Here is a 13,489-nt window from a genome sequence, read left to right on the forward strand (position 1 = left end):
ACCGGTCAGGAACCGACGCTCACCGTGAAGCGGCGCGGGTTGCCGTCATTGGCCGCGCCCGACACGTCCGGCTCCCCGTCGGGGCGGACGTCGTCGTACGGGAAGGCGTACCCGATGGGCGAGTTGGCGTGCACGATGCGCGACCAGTGGTTCGTCGTGGCGTCCGTGTAGTAGTCGCCGGACCCGGCGCCGTTCGGCTGCTCGGGGTGGGTGAGCATGATGCTGCGGTTGAATCCGGCGGCGAGGCGGGCCAGCAGGCCCTTCTTGTCGTCGGAGTCGGCCGGGTTGTTGGTGAACGGGCCGTGGTTGCAGGTGAAGATGTCCTTCGAGGCGGGCTTGGTGAAGGTGTGCCCGCCGTTGAAGGTCAGGGTGTCGCCGCTGACCCGGCCGGTGAACACGCCGCGGCCGCCCTGCAGGTCGATCTTCAGGTCGGTCGAGCGGTACTTGTCCCAGACCTGGTCGATGTAGCCGTTCCACACGTCGCGGAACGGCATCTCGTCGGGCCGGTCGAAGTACGGCGCCATCAGGTTCTGCGGCGAGATGACGCGCAGCACCTTGCCGTCGCCGCCCTTGATGACGAGCTTGTCCCAGGGCTGCCCGTCCTTGGCGGCCTGGGCGGCCAGATCCGCGGCGATCCTGTCGACGGCGCCGTCCGGCAGCGGGGCGACGGTGTGGGTCGTGTCGCCCTCCAGGGTCAGCCCGATCGGCAGGGCCGTCACCAGGTCGACGTAGCTGATGTTGGCGTACAACTGCTCGGTGTTGAAGGTGAATTCGCAGAACGACCAGGTCTTGCCGTAGTTCGCGTCGGTGGGGGTCGCGAAGGCCGGCTCGACGAGACCCGGGCCGGGGTTCAGGAAGAAGTCCAGCGTGTCGTCGCGGACGAAGTAGACGCGCGCGCCGTACATCTGAGGCAGCGTCACGACCTTGGGAGCGGACCCCGCCGGGTTCAGCGGGATGGCGCAGTCGACGGGCAGCGGCGTCTGCGGGGCGCTCGGCGACTCGGGGCGGTAGACACTGCCGTCGGCGCGCAGCAGCACCCAGTTGCCGGAGGACTGCTCGTGGCCGGTGACGTACGCGCGCACGGTCCCGGACAACGACTTGTTCTCCAGGGCCAGTTCACAGGTGGCGGGCGCGGCGCCCGCGGTCCAGGCGGGAACGGACAGGGAGGCGGCGGCCGTTGCGACGGTCGCCCCGGCGCCGGCGAGGAACATCCTGCGCGATATCACGATCGCACTCCTGAAATGTGGGGGGTGAGTGGGGTGCCCCACTGTGGCGAGAGGGATGAGGAGCGTCAAGACTTATGACAGGGAGCGCTCCCACAGATTGTTTGCCTTCAAAAGTTGAAGATGGATCGTATACGGCCCATTGGTCCGTACCTTGCCTGGTCAGCGCGGTGCGACGGCGCTTGTCAGTGGGTGGTGGAAGACTCGGCGGTCCAAGGAAGAAAATCCCTCGACGAGGAGGGCGGGACCATGATCACCACGGACTTCGTGACCGGTTCGCCGAACTGGATGGACCTCGGCACCCCCGATCTGGACGGTGCGATCTCCTTCTACGGAGGCGTCTTCGGCTGGCGGTTCCGGTCCGCGGGCCCGGACGCCGGCGGGTACGGGATGTTCCAGCTCGACGGGAGGACGGTGGCGGGCGCCATGACCGTCACCCCCGACCAGGGAGGTCCCGCCTGGTCGGTCTACTTCCAGAGCGCGGACGCGGACGCCACCGCCAAGGCGGTCGAGCAGGCCGGCGGCGCCGTGCTCTTCCGCCCGATGGACGTCATGGACCAGGGCCGCATGGCCATCCTCGCCGACCCGGCGGGCGCCGCCTTCGGCATCTGGCAGCCGGGGGTGAACAAGGGGCTCGACCACGTCACCGAGGACGGCGGGCTGAACTGGGTGGAGCTGTACACCCCCGACGTGGCCGCGGCGAAGGACTTCTACGGAGTGGTGTTCGGCTGGGGCGCGTTCGACGTGGAGTTCCCCGGGGGCACGTACACGACGGTCAGCCCCGCGGGCACGGACGAGAACGGGATGTTCGGCGGTGTCGTCCCGCTGGACAGCGACCCGGCCGAGGCGGGTGCGGGCCCGCACTGGACGCCGTACCTCCACGTCCCGGACGTCGACGCCACGGCAGGCAAGGTCCAGGAGCTGGGCGGCACGGTCCGCTCCGCGCCGGTCAGCCTCCCCGGAGTGGGCCGGATCGCGAAGCTCGCGGACCCGTACGGGGCGGGCTTCGCGGTGATCAAGGGCGACCCGGAGCAGCAGTAGTTCCGCGGCGGGCGGCGCCGCCCGGCGAGCCGCGTTGATCGCGCGTTGATCAATCGTTTTTCGCCGGGCGGCACCATCTCCGCCATGCACGCGAACACGACCTTCACGCCCGTCGGCCCCAGCTGGCAGGACCAGGCCCTGTGCGCCCAGACCGGCGGCGACTTCTTCTTCCCCGAGCCGGGCAGCTCCGTCCGCGAGGCCAAGCTGATCTGCCGCATGTGCGAGATCCGCCCGGCCTGCCTGGAGTACGCCCTGTCCCACGACGAGCGCTTCGGCGTCTGGGGCGGCCTCTCCGAGAAGGAGCGCCACCAGCTCAGGCGTACGTGACCACGAACTCCCTTGTCCCCGCGGGCACATGGACATCGTCGCCGAAGCCGGTCACGTCCAGGTCCCGCCCGTCCGCGACGGCCGACCGCACCGTCCCGAAGCGGCACGCGTACACGAACCGCACCCCGTCCGGCGCCGCCCCGATCCGCACGGTCACCAGCCGTGCCGCCGCATCGTGCGTCAGCCGGTACCCGAAGGGCTGCCCGAACAGGGTCGGCGCGTCCTCGACCGCCACGTGCTGCCCGTCCGGCATCCAGTGCGGCCGGACCCCCGGGGCGATGTACAGATGCGGGTCCCGGTCCTCGTCCGCCTCGAAGAACAGGATGTCGCGGACGAGCAGCAGATACTCGGCGGCGGCCCAGCCGTGCGGGATGTCGCCCATGTACCAGTGCCGGCCGGGTACGTCGCGGAAGTCCGAGGCGACCGGGAAGGCGTGCTGCTCGTTCCACGCGCCCAGCGCCACCGCCCGGTCCTGGAGGTGCGGGAACGCCGCGTCCACCACCCAGCCGAGCAGCGCGTCGGCCCGCTCCGGATTCCCGGCCAGCAGATATGCGTGCGCCAACTGCGTGGTCAGATAAGGACCGTACGCGTTCCAGGCCGCCTCGTGCCGGAATCCGCCGGTCACGAAGTGCGCGTACATCGTGTCGAGCGTGCAGCGCGCGGCCCGGTCGATGTCGTCGCCCAGCTTGCTGCCCATGTGCAGCCGCAGCGGATGGAAGTACGCCGCCGCGCCGATCATCGTCGAGTCGAGCCGCCCCACGTCACCGGGCCCCGTCGGCAGGTACGTCTCCCAGGCCCCGCGCCGTCGCTGCTCGGCCAGGACCCAGCGCATCGAGGCGACGGTGGCGGCCTTCAAGTCGTCGAAGGCGCTCCACAGTTCGGCCACCTCCGGCGCGCCGAGCCGCTCGGCGAGCCGCGCCGCCTCGTAGAGCCCGGCCAGCCCCCACAGGTCGTCCCAGTAGTGCGGTTTGTCCCGCTCGCCGAGGTGCTCGGCGCTCCACCCGCTGTGCAGCAGGCCGAACCCGTCCCGGTTGTCGCGCAGCCACCGCGCCCCGTCGACCACGTACGGGCTGTAGAGCTTCGCGCCGAACGCCGCGGCCCGCCCGGCGGTCCGGTCGAACCGTCCGATCGCCCACAGCGCCTGCCCGTTGCTGTCCCACTCGCGGTCGTCCTTCTCGTGCGGCCCGCCGAAGAACCCGTACTCCGCACACGGCCCGATCCGCCCGCCGCCGCGGTTGAACCGCAGCGGATAGTGCGTCCCCAACTGGTGCGCGGCCAGGGCGGAATCACCGACCAGCGAGCACGCCGTCGCCTCCACGGACGAGTCCCTGATCCAGAACGAGTCGTACACCGTCGGCCCCGGATGGATCTCGCCGAGGTCGGACAGGATCAGCAGCTCGGACCGCGCCTGCCGGAACAGATCCGTCAAGTGGGAAACCGGGCGCGGCAGTTCGGGTTGCAGTCCCTGCCGCAGCAGCTTTCCCGTCCAGAACTCCCGGTTGGCGGTCTCCAGGACGTCTGCCGGGGTCGCGCGCAGCTCGGCCAGGTCGTCGGGCCCGCTGTACAGGTCGACGGGCAGCCGCACGTCGACCTCCACCAGTTCGTCCTCCACCACCCGGTACGGCCACGCGAACACGGCGCTGCACAGCCCCGCCACCTGGTCCTGCGCCTCGGCCGCCCCGTTCAGCTTCCCGCCCATCACCAGGTCGCGGAACGGACTGTGGTGCACGTACACGTCCGGATCCTGGCTGAAGTCCGGATTGCCGTACACGCCGAACTGCTCGGGCGGCGTCTCGAAGACGGGCCCCCAGCCGCTGTTCGTCTCGACCCGCAGCTCACCGGGCAGATACCGCAGGAACGTCAGGCGCCGGTCGGTGATCTCCCGCCCGTTGCGGTCGTGGCGCTGGAAGCCGCTCGGCCCGGCCGGCATCAGCGCCGCGCACACCAGCCCCTCCCGGGCCTGCCCCGTCGGCGATCCCACGGTCAGCCGCGTCACGACCGCGTCCCGCTGCCGGGCCCCGACCGGCACGGCGAAGGTCCGCTGCACGAACTCGACACCGTCGGCGGTGCGGAACGTCGTCAGCACCACGGGCAGATGCGGCGCCTCCATGCGCTGTGCCACCGCTCCGCCGTCCGTCAGCTGCGGCAGGTGCAGCGCGCCCGTCGCCGGGTCGAACAGGAAGAACGACAGGCAGTACTTGTCGTAGACCGGCTCGATCTCCCCGGCCTGCCCGACCAGGGACTCCTGCCGGTGATCCTTCACCCCGACCATGGCCCAGTACCGGTACAGCGCGTTCGAGGCGAACGCCGCCTCCTTGGAGTCGTACGCCCCCGCGTCGAAGTCGTCGCTCCACCGCCGGAACGCCTGCTGCGCCCACCACGGCACCGGATACGGCACCTGGGCCCGCCCGGCCCAGCTGCGCCACATGACCTCGTAGAACATCCACTCGTGCGTCTGCGCCATGGAGTTCACCCCCTGCTCGCACCGTGGCACCGTCGCGGCGGCCCCGCCAGGGTCCGTTCCCGTCCGTGGCGGGGTGGAGGGTGGACCGCGGTCCGGCGGTCATCTCCACCCCGGGTTCCACCCATGGGTCCAGGTGCCGAAGGCCCTGCCGCAGCAGGCTTGGGGGCATGACAACGACTGAGTGGATCACCGACATCGCCCTTCTCCTCGTCGTCTTCCGGCAGCTGCGGGAAGGCCGCCTGGACCTCAGGACCTTCCTCGTCCCGCTGGGGATCGTGGCCTTCGTGGCCTACTCGTACCTCGACACCGTCCCCACCGCGGGCAACGACCTGGTGCTGATCGGGACCCTGACGGCCGTCGGAGCCGCGCTCGGCATCGCCGGCGGCGTCCACACCCGGATCCGGCCCGCCGGCGGGCACCTGCTGATCAAGGCCGGCGCGGTCTCGGCGGCCCTGTGGGTGCTCGGCATGGGCGCCCGGATGGGGTTCCAGCTGTGGGTCGAGCACGCCGGCGGAGCCGACGACGTCGCCCGGTTCAGCATCACGCACCACATCACCGGTGATCAGGCCTGGGTCGCGGCGTTCGTCCTGATGGCGCTCACCGAGGTGGTCACGCGGCTCGCCACGATCCTCGTCCGCAGCCGCAGGGTGGCCCGCGCGCTCCCGGCGGAGGCGGCCGCGCCCACCGCGCCGGTCCTCGACCGCACCGCCTGACCGTGCGTTATCGTCTGGCCGTGCCCGCAACCGAGTCCGCCCCGCCGTCCGGGGCGGCCCTGCCCCAGGGGGCCGGCCCGCGGCCGGTTCCCGGTCGTGACCCCCGGGTGCAGTGGGTCCTGAGCCTCGCGGTCGTCGTCGTCGGGATCGTGACCATCCGGCCGATGGGCTTCAGCGGCCGCGGCCTCGCGGTCACCGCCCTCTTCGTGGTCAACAGCGTGGCCCTGCTGGCCCGGGCCCTGCCCGAGGCCCGGGTCTCCCAGCGGGCCGCCGTGGTCTGGCTGACCGCGGGGGTCGTCGCGGCGGCCGCGCTGATCGGCGTCAGCCGCAGCGGAACGGGTTATCTGTTCGCCTTCTTCCTCGCCGGCCACATCGGCTACCGGCTCGCCGCCAAACCGGCCCTCGTCCTCGCGCTGACCTGCAGCCTGCTGTGCGGGGGCGTCCTGTACTTCCGCCTCGGCCCGGGCCACCACCTGCTGCCCTGGGCCCTCGGCCTCGCCACCGGCGCCCCCGTCCTGGTCGGGATCGTCAACCGTGGCCGGCAGCGGGCGATCCAGGCGGCGATCTCCGCGGCCGAGTCCGCCGAGCGGGCCGCCCGCGCCGAGGCCCAGGCCGCCGTGCTGACCGAGCGCAGCCGGATCGCCCGGGACGTGCACGACGTCCTGGCCCACTCGCTGGCCGGGATCAACATGCAGCTGGAGCTGGCCGACGCCCTTCTCGACACCGGCGACCTGGACAAGGTCCGCGAGGCCAACGACAAGGCCCACAGCATGGTCAAGGAGAGCCTGAAGCAGGCCCAGTGGACCGTGCACGCCCTGCGCGAGGACGCCCTGCCGCTGCTGGACAGCCTGACCGCGATGCTCGAATCGTCCGGCCACCACGACGTGCTCACCGTCACCGGGGCCGTGCGCGAGGTACCGGCCCGGGTGACCCAGAACCTGCTGCGGATCGCCCAGGAGTCACTGACCAACGCGGCCCGGCACGCGCCCGGCGCGGAGGTCGCCGTGGAGCTGACGTTCACCGCCGCGTCGACCACCCTGAGGATCCGCAACCGCCCCGCCGTGCGGGCGGTGACGGCGGGTGTCGGCAGCGGCATGGGACTGATCGGAATGCGCGAACGCGTCGCCCTGCTGGGCGGGACCATCACCGCGGGGCCGGTCACCGAGGGACCGGACCAGGGCGGCTGGCAGGTGGAGGCAGTGATCCCGGGATGAGTGAACAGACCGAGCAGCACACGCAGTTGAGGGTGGTCGTCGCCGACGACCAGGCCGCCGTCCGGGAGCCGCTCGCCGCGGTGCTCGGGCTCTCCGAGGGCATCGACGTGGTCGCGGCCGCCGCGGACGGCACCGAGGTGCTGGCCGCGGTCGCCGGTGCCGGGCCGGTGGACGTCGTGCTGATGGACCTGCGCATGCCCGTCATGGACGGGATCGAGGCGACCGGCCGGCTGAGCGAGGAACACCCGGAGGTGGCCGTGGTCGTCCTGACCACGTTCGCCGACGACGACTCGATCCTGGCCGCGCTGGGCGCCGGCGCCCGCGGCTATCTGACGAAGAACGCCGGGCGCCAGGACATCGTCCGTGCCATCCGCGCGGCCGCGGCCGGGCAGTCCGTGCTCGACCGGGAGGTCCAGGACCGGCTGCTCGCCACGGTCCGGACCAAGCCGCCGGCGCCGGACCGGTCACTGCCGCGGGACATCACGCCCCGCGAGCGCGAGGTGCTCACCCTGATCGGCCAGGGCCTGCCGAACCGGGCCATCGCCGAGAAGCTGTTCATCAGCGAGGCCACGGTCAAGACCCACATCAACAACCTGTTCGCCAAGGCCGGCATCCGGGACCGGGCGGACGCCGTGCGCCGCGCCATCTCGGCGGGACTCGCCTGACGGCACCTGTCGTCCGGAGCCGGCCGGCCGCTCAGCGGGCGAGCAGGTCCTGCAGTTCGGCTTCGAAGAGCTGTCCGGGGTCGAAGCCCATCCCGGTGAAGTGGCCCGCGGCCTCCAGGGACAGGACACCGTGCAGCCGGGTCCAGACGCTCAGCGCCCGGTGCAGGGCCGCGGGCGGGGCGGGGTGGCCGTCCGCCCACTGCCGGTGGGCCTCGATGTGGGTGTCGAACGCGGCCGGGGGAGCGGTGTCGGGCAGCGCCGCGCAGGCGTCGAGCAGCGTCGCCATGATCGCGGAGGCGATGGCGGTGATGTCGTCGGGCGCGTGATAGCCCGGGACCGGGGTGCCGTAGACCAGGAAGTAGCGGTGAGGGTCGGCCAGGGCCCAGTCGCGCAGGGCGTGGGCCAGCGCGGTGAGGTCGGCGCGGGACCCGGCTGCCTCGGTGGTCTCGCGGAAGGTGTCGGCGAGGCTCTGGTACGCGTCCCTGACGAGCTCGGTGATCAGCTCGTCGCGACCGGCGAAGTACCGGTAGAGCGCGGGTCCGCTCATGCCCATCTGCTTGGCGATCGCGTTCAGGGAGAGCGCCGACGCGCCCGCCGTGGCGATCTGCTCCCACGCGTGTTCCTTGACCTCCGCGCGCACCTGGGCGCGGTAGCGCTCGCGCGGGGTCTTCGTGTCCGCCACTGGCTTGCCGCCTTTCCGCACCGTCGCGGCTCCGGCCGCATGATGCGTTAGAGGTTATCACGAAGGTTATTGACGCTCTCGGGGGTGAGTGTTAGAACTTCTAGCGAACGCGAAAACCCATCATTGAAGCGGAGTGTGGGCCCGTTCGCCGTGCCCCGCTTCCTGCTCGCGCACAGCTCACCCGACTTCTGACCAGGGGATAGCCATGTCCAGCATGCGTCGTACCGGTGTCCGCGCCGCCTTGTCGACCGTCCCGCTCGCGCTCGGCGTCCTGGGCACGGCGGTGGCCCCCGCCGGGGCCGCCTCCCACCCCGGCGCGCCGCTGACCTGCCGGGGCGCCGGCGTCGACCCCGACGCCCGCGTCGGCTACCGCACCGCGGCCGTGATCCACGCGCCGCTGCGCACCCTGTGGAAGCTCCAGACCGACGTGGAGCGCTGGCCGTCCTGGCAGCCGCACGTCGAGCGCGCGCACCGCGTCGACCACGGGCCCTTCCGTGAAGGGTCGGCGTTCCGGTGGACGACGCCGGTGCCCCCGAACCCCGCGACCCCGGCCACCAGCCTCGACATCACCTCGACCGTCGAGCAGCTCGAGCACGGGTCCTGCATCCGCTGGACCGGCCCCGCGGTCGGCGAGGGGCTGCACATCGACGGCGTGCACGTCTGGAACTTCACCGAGGTCCGGGGCGGCGTGCTCGTGCGCACCGAAGAGACCCACGCCGGCCCCCAGGTCGACGCCGACGTGCCCGCGGCGACCAAGATCCTCGGCGACGGACTGGAGGCCTGGCTGAGCGACCTGAAGACCGCCGCCGAAGCCGGCGGCGGGTCGCGCTGAACGCCGGTGAACCAGCGGGCCGAACCGGCCGCCGGTCCCCGGCGGCCGGTTCAGGCCTTCGTGGCCCGCGCCGCCAGCCGGGCCTTGCGGGCGGCCAGCTTCTCGTCGAACTTGCAGGCCTCGGCGTCGAGCCCGTTCATGAACAGGCCCAGCTCCTCCTGGGCCTTGAGGCCCTCCGGGCCGAGCCCGTCGATCTCCATGACCTTGAGGAACCGGAGTACCGGCTGCAGCACGTCGTCGTGGTGGATGCGCAGGTTGTAGACCTCGCCGATCGCCATCTGCGCCGCCGCCCGCTCGAAGCCCGGGATGCCGTGCCCCGGCATGCGGAAGTCGACGACGACATCGCGCACCGCGCGCATCGTCAGGTCGGGAGCGATCTCGAACGCGGCCTTCAGCAGATTCCGGTAGAAGACCATGTGCAGGTTCTCGTCCGTCGCGATGCGCGCCAGCATGCGGTCGCAGACCGGGTCGCCGGACTGGTGCCCGGTGTTGCGGTGCGAGATCCGCGTCGCCAGCTCCTGGAAGGCGACGTACGCGACCGAGTGCAGCATCGAGTGCCGGTTGTCCGACTCGAAGCCCTCACTCATGTGCGACATGCGGAAGGCTTCCAGCTTGTCCGGGTCGACGGCGCGGGACGCGAGGAGGTAGTCGCGCATGACGATGCCGTGCCGGCCCTCCTCCGCCGTCCAGCGGTGCACCCACGTGCCCCAGGCGCCGTCCCGGCCGAAGAGCGTCGCGATCTCGTGGTGGTAGCTGGGGAGGTTGTCCTCGGTCAGCAGGTTGACGATGAGCGCGGTGCGGCCGATCTCGGTGACCTGCGACTGCTCCTTGTCCCAGGCCTGGCCGTCCTCGAAGAAGCCGGGGAAGTTACGGGCGTCGGACCAGGGCACGTACTCGTGCGGCATCCAGTCCTTGGCGACCTTCAGGTGCCGGTTGAGCTCCTGCTCGACCACTTCCTCCAGCGCGTGCAGCAGCCGGGCGTCGGTCCATGTCGTCGACGAGCCGAGGCGGGGGGAGATGACGGTCATGGGAGCTCCTGGGGGACGGAGGTACAGCGAGCGGTATTACCTACGGTGTCGTAGGTTACGTTGCCGTAGGTTAAGCGCTCCATAAAGATCGTCGTCACGCATACAGCTCCCGGAGCCGGACTGAGAGGCACGTCACACAGCCCTCCAGCTTCTCGAACTCCGAAATGTCCACCAGAACGGGGTCGTAGCCGAGGCTCGCGAAGAGCTCCGCCGACTTCGGGGCGCTCGCCGCCATGAGCAGCCGGTCGCCGCCGAGCAGCACGACATGGGCGCCCGCCTCCTCCGGCACGGGCAGGAAGCGGGGGAAGAGCGAGGCGTGATCCACCAGCGGCTCGTGGCCGATGACCGTGCCGTCGGGCAGCGCCGTCACCGCCGACTTCAGGTGCAGCACCGTGCTGACCGGCACCGTCACCACGCGCGCGCCGAGCGGCTCGAAGACCGCCCGCAACTGCTGTACGCCGGCCGCGTTGGTGCGCCCGCCGCGGCCCACGTAGAGGGTGTCGCCCACCTTCAGTACGTCGCCGCCGTCCAGCGTGCCGGGCTCCCACACCCAGTTGACGGAGCAGCCGAGCCGCGCCACGGCCTCCTCGACCCCGGCGATCTCGCCGCGCCGGGACTCGGCGCCCGGGCGGGCGATCAGCGCCACGTTCCGGAAGACCACCACCGCGTCCTCCACGAACACCGCGTCCGGGCAGTCGTCGGCCGGCTCCACCAGGAACGTCTCCCAGCCGTGCGCCTCCAGCGCGGCGACGTAGTCCTGCCACTGCGCGACCGCCTTCCCGGCGTCGACGGGGGTCCGCTCCACATGCGTGACCAGACCTTCCGCGATGCGCGGTCCGGGGCGGCGGATCAGGGCCTTCTTGCTCGGCACGGGTGTACTCCATGGCTGGTGCGGGGCGGTGCGTGCTGCGCGACGGCGCTCATCATGCACAGCCCGCGGGTCACGGCGGAATCCCCCGTTACGCGGCTGTCACCTCCCCCTCACCCGGCCCCTCCACGCCCGCGACCGCCCGCCGCAGGTGTTCCGCGGTGAAGGAGCCCTCCGCGTCGAGGAGTTGGGCCGGCGTCCCCTCGAAGACCACCTGTCCGCCGTGCCGGCCGCCTTCCGGCCCCAGATCGATCACCCAGTCCGCACGCCGGACCACGTCGAGGTCGTGCTCGACGACGATCACGGTGTTGCCCGCGTCGACCAGCCGGTCCAGGAGCGCCACGAGCCCGTCGACGTCCGCCCTGTGCAGGCCGGTGGTCGGCTCGTCCAGCACGTACGTCGCGGCGGTGCGGTGCAGCTGCGTGGCCAGCTTGATGCGCTGACGCTCGCCGCCGGACAGGGTGCTCAGCGACCGGCCGAGTGTCAGATAGGAGAGGCCCACGTCGCGCAGGGCGCGCAGCCGGCGGCGCACCTGCTCCTCGCCGGGGCCGGTGAAGTGGGCGAGGGCCTCCCCGGCGGTCATGTCGAGTACGTCCGCGACGCTTTGCCCGCGCACGGTGAGCCGCAGTACCCCGTCGCCGAACCGCCGCCCGCCGCAGGCCTCGCACACGGTGGTGACCGGGTCCATGAACGCGAGATCGCTGTACACGACCCCGCGCCCCTGGCAACTCGCGCACGCGCCCGCCGAGTTGAAACTGAACAGGCCCGCCTCCGCACCCGTCTCGCGGGCGAAGATCCTGCGGACGGTGTCCATGATCCCGAGGTAGGTCGCCGGGGTGGACCGCCCCGAGATGCCGATGGACGACTGGTCGACGACCACCGCGTCCGGCCGCGCCGCGCACAGCGCCCCCGACACCAGCGAGCTCTTGCCGGACCCGGCGACTCCGGTCACCGCGGTGAGCACCCCGGTCGGCACCCGCACGGTGACGTCCTTCAGGTTGTGCAGGTCCGCGCCCTCGATCCGCACGTGGCCGGTCGCCTCGCGCGGGCGACGCTTCACCCCGCCGGTGCGGCGCAGGCAGCGGCCGGTCAGGGTGTCGGCGTGCCGCAGCCCGTCCGGCGTCCCCTCGTACAGCACGCGCCCGCCGCCCGCGCCGCCCGTCGGCCCCATGTCGACCACGTGATCGGCGACGGCGATGACATCGGGGTCGTGCTCGACGACCAGGACGGTGTTGCCCTTGTCGCGCAGGCGCAGCAGCAGATCGTTCAGCCGGCCCACGTCCCGCGGGTGCAGGCCGACGCTCGGCTCGTCGAAGATGTACGTCATTCCGGTCAGGCTCGATCCCAAATGCCGCACGGTCTTGAGACGCTGGCCCTCGCCGCCGGAGAGCGTCGACGTCGGCCGGTCGAGACGGAGGTAGCCGAGCCCGATCGCCTCGATCCGTTCGAGCGCGGTGACGGCGGCTGCCGCGATGGGCCCGGCCACCGGGTCGCCCGCCTCGCCGAGGCGCCGCAGGACCGGGATCAGCTCGCCGACCTCCATCCGGGCGCAGTCGGCGATGTTCCGGCCGTCGATCCGGGAGGCGAGCGCGGCGGCGCTGAGCCGCGCGCCCCGGCACGCCGGGCAGGGGCCGTCCACGAGGTACCGCTGCACCAGATCGCGGGTGCGTCCGCTCAGCGACGACAGGTCCCGGTTCAGGTACAGCCGCTCGAACCGGTCGGCGAGCCCTTCGTAGGCGATCTCACGGCTGCCGCCGGTGTTGTCGACGCGCACCCGCGCGTCGCGCCCGCGCAGCAGGAACTCCCGTTCCGCGGGCGTGAACGCACCGACCGGTTTGGTGGTGTCGAGGCCGGTGGTGTTCGTGTACGTCTGGCCCTGCCAGGTGCCGGCGGCGAACGGCGGGAACACCACGGCGCCGTCCGCGAGCGACTTCGCCGGGTCGAGGATGCGGTCGTAGTCGGGCCGCACCGTGTGCCCCAGCCCGTCGCACGCCGGGCACATGCCGCTCGGGTCGTTGAACGAGTACGCGGTCGCCGCCCCCGCGCTCGGTGTCCCGCACCGTGAGAACAGCACGCGCAGGACCGAGTAGGTGTCCGTCATCGTGCCGACCGTGGAGCGGGAGTGCCCGCCGATCGGCTTCTGGTCGACGACGATCGCGGGGGAGAGGCCGGTCAGCGCGTCCGCCCGCGGCCGCTCGTACTTCGGCAGCCGGTTGCGCACGAACCAGGCGAACGTCTCGTTCAGCTGGCGCTGCGACTCCACCGCGACGGTGCCGAAGACGATCGACGACTTGCCCGAGCCCGACACCCCCGTGAACACGGTGAGGCGCTCCTTGGGGATGCGCAGCGTCACGTTCTGGAGGTTGTTCTCCCGGGCGCCGACGATGTGCAGATAGGGGTGGCTGGATCCTGTGTTGCTCGGCATGTTTCCG

12 protein-coding genes are annotated in these 13,489 nt (G+C 71.8%); 6 read left to right on the forward strand and 6 right to left on the reverse strand.

The window, feature by feature from the left end; genetic code table 11:
- Positions 1-5: 5 nt before the first annotated feature.
- Positions 6-1,226 carry a glycoside hydrolase family 64 protein gene (locus ACVHNB_RS13415; protein ID WP_456228168.1) on the reverse strand — a complete coding sequence of 407 codons (1,221 nt, stop codon included), beginning with the start codon at positions 1,224-1,226 and terminating at the stop codon, positions 6-8.
- Between the two features lie 246 nt (positions 1,227-1,472).
- Between ACVHNB_RS13415 and ACVHNB_RS13420 the strand changes: the two genes are divergently transcribed.
- The gene (locus ACVHNB_RS13420; protein ID WP_456228169.1) at positions 1,473-2,264 is read left to right on the forward strand and encodes a VOC family protein; all 792 of its coding nucleotides are present in this window, start codon (positions 1,473-1,475) and stop codon (positions 2,262-2,264) included.
- 84 nt (positions 2,265-2,348) lie between these two features.
- Positions 2,349-2,591 (forward strand): WhiB family transcriptional regulator, encoded by a 243-nt coding sequence (locus ACVHNB_RS13425; protein ID WP_428951063.1) that lies wholly within the window; start codon positions 2,349-2,351, stop codon positions 2,589-2,591.
- Here ACVHNB_RS13425 and ACVHNB_RS13430 read toward each other — a convergent pair.
- Positions 2,578-5,055: a hypothetical protein gene (locus ACVHNB_RS13430; protein WP_456228170.1), complete on the reverse strand. Its 2,478-nt coding sequence runs from the start codon at positions 5,053-5,055 to the stop codon at positions 2,578-2,580. The two genes, ACVHNB_RS13425 and ACVHNB_RS13430, sit on opposite strands and share 14 nt — an antisense overlap.
- 167 nt (positions 5,056-5,222) lie before the next feature.
- Between ACVHNB_RS13430 and ACVHNB_RS13435 the strand changes: the two genes are divergently transcribed.
- Genes ACVHNB_RS13435 through ACVHNB_RS13445 form a run of 3 tightly spaced genes read left to right on the forward strand, consistent with a single transcriptional unit; the run spans position 5,223 to position 7,647 of the window.
- Positions 5,223-5,768 (forward strand): hypothetical protein, encoded by a 546-nt coding sequence (locus tag ACVHNB_RS13435; protein WP_428951060.1) that lies wholly within the window; start codon positions 5,223-5,225, stop codon positions 5,766-5,768.
- 2 nt (positions 5,769-5,770) lie between these two features.
- The gene (locus tag ACVHNB_RS13440) at positions 5,771-6,982 is read left to right on the forward strand and encodes a sensor histidine kinase (protein ID WP_428951059.1); all 1,212 of its coding nucleotides are present in this window, start codon (positions 5,771-5,773) and stop codon (positions 6,980-6,982) included.
- Positions 6,979-7,647 (forward strand): response regulator, encoded by a 669-nt coding sequence (locus ACVHNB_RS13445; RefSeq protein WP_428951058.1) that lies wholly within the window; start codon positions 6,979-6,981, stop codon positions 7,645-7,647. The genes ACVHNB_RS13440 and ACVHNB_RS13445 overlap by 4 nt, the downstream gene beginning before the upstream one ends.
- A 31-nt stretch (positions 7,648-7,678) precedes the next feature.
- Here ACVHNB_RS13445 and ACVHNB_RS13450 read toward each other — a convergent pair whose 3' ends face one another.
- On the reverse strand, positions 7,679-8,329 hold the full coding sequence (locus tag ACVHNB_RS13450) for a TetR/AcrR family transcriptional regulator (protein WP_428951057.1): 651 nt from the start codon (positions 8,327-8,329) through the stop codon (positions 7,679-7,681).
- A 205-nt stretch (positions 8,330-8,534) separates the two neighbouring features.
- Between ACVHNB_RS13450 and ACVHNB_RS13455 the strand changes: the two genes are divergently transcribed.
- Entirely contained in the window at positions 8,535-9,161 is a 627-nt protein-coding gene (locus ACVHNB_RS13455) for an SRPBCC family protein (RefSeq protein ID WP_456228171.1), read from the forward strand.
- Positions 9,162-9,211: 50 nt separating this feature from the next.
- Here ACVHNB_RS13455 and ACVHNB_RS13460 read toward each other — a convergent pair whose 3' ends face one another.
- From ACVHNB_RS13460 to ACVHNB_RS13470, 3 genes are all read right to left on the reverse strand, one after another.
- Positions 9,212-10,189: an acyl-ACP desaturase gene (locus ACVHNB_RS13460; protein WP_428951055.1), complete on the reverse strand. Its 978-nt coding sequence runs from the start codon at positions 10,187-10,189 to the stop codon at positions 9,212-9,214.
- Positions 10,190-10,283: 94 nt separating this feature from the next.
- A complete protein-coding gene (ddaH, locus tag ACVHNB_RS13465; RefSeq protein WP_428951054.1) occupies positions 10,284-11,060 on the reverse strand; it encodes a dimethylargininase in 777 nt (258 codons plus the stop codon).
- A gap of 88 nt (positions 11,061-11,148) precedes the next feature.
- Entirely contained in the window at positions 11,149-13,482 is a 2,334-nt protein-coding gene (locus tag ACVHNB_RS13470; protein WP_456228172.1) for an ATP-binding cassette domain-containing protein, read from the reverse strand.
- Between the last annotated feature and the right edge of the window lie 7 nt (positions 13,483-13,489).

The organism is Streptomyces sp. YJ-C3, assembly GCF_053891275.1.

What these genes read in the sequence shown, in the direction of transcription:
- ACVHNB_RS13420 (WP_456228169.1), top strand. Translation starts at nt 1,473, where the DNA reads ATGATCACCACGGACTTCGTGACCGGTTCGCCGAACTGGATGGACCTC.
- ACVHNB_RS13425 (WP_428951063.1), top strand. Translation starts at nt 2,349, where the DNA reads ATGCACGCGAACACGACCTTCACGCCCGTCGGCCCCAGCTGGCAGGAC.
- ACVHNB_RS13430 (WP_456228170.1), bottom strand. Translation starts at nt 5,055, where the DNA reads ATGGCGCAGACGCACGAGTGGATGTTCTACGAGGTCATGTGGCGCAGC.
- ACVHNB_RS13435 (WP_428951060.1), top strand. Translation starts at nt 5,223, where the DNA reads ATGACAACGACTGAGTGGATCACCGACATCGCCCTTCTCCTCGTCGTC.
- ACVHNB_RS13445 (WP_428951058.1), top strand. Translation starts at nt 6,979, where the DNA reads ATGAGTGAACAGACCGAGCAGCACACGCAGTTGAGGGTGGTCGTCGCC.
- ACVHNB_RS13455 (WP_456228171.1), top strand. Translation starts at nt 8,535, where the DNA reads ATGTCCAGCATGCGTCGTACCGGTGTCCGCGCCGCCTTGTCGACCGTC.
- ACVHNB_RS13460 (WP_428951055.1), bottom strand. Translation starts at nt 10,189, where the DNA reads ATGACCGTCATCTCCCCCCGCCTCGGCTCGTCGACGACATGGACCGAC.
- ACVHNB_RS13470 (WP_456228172.1), bottom strand. Translation starts at nt 13,482, where the DNA reads ATGCCGAGCAACACAGGATCCAGCCACCCCTATCTGCACATCGTCGGC.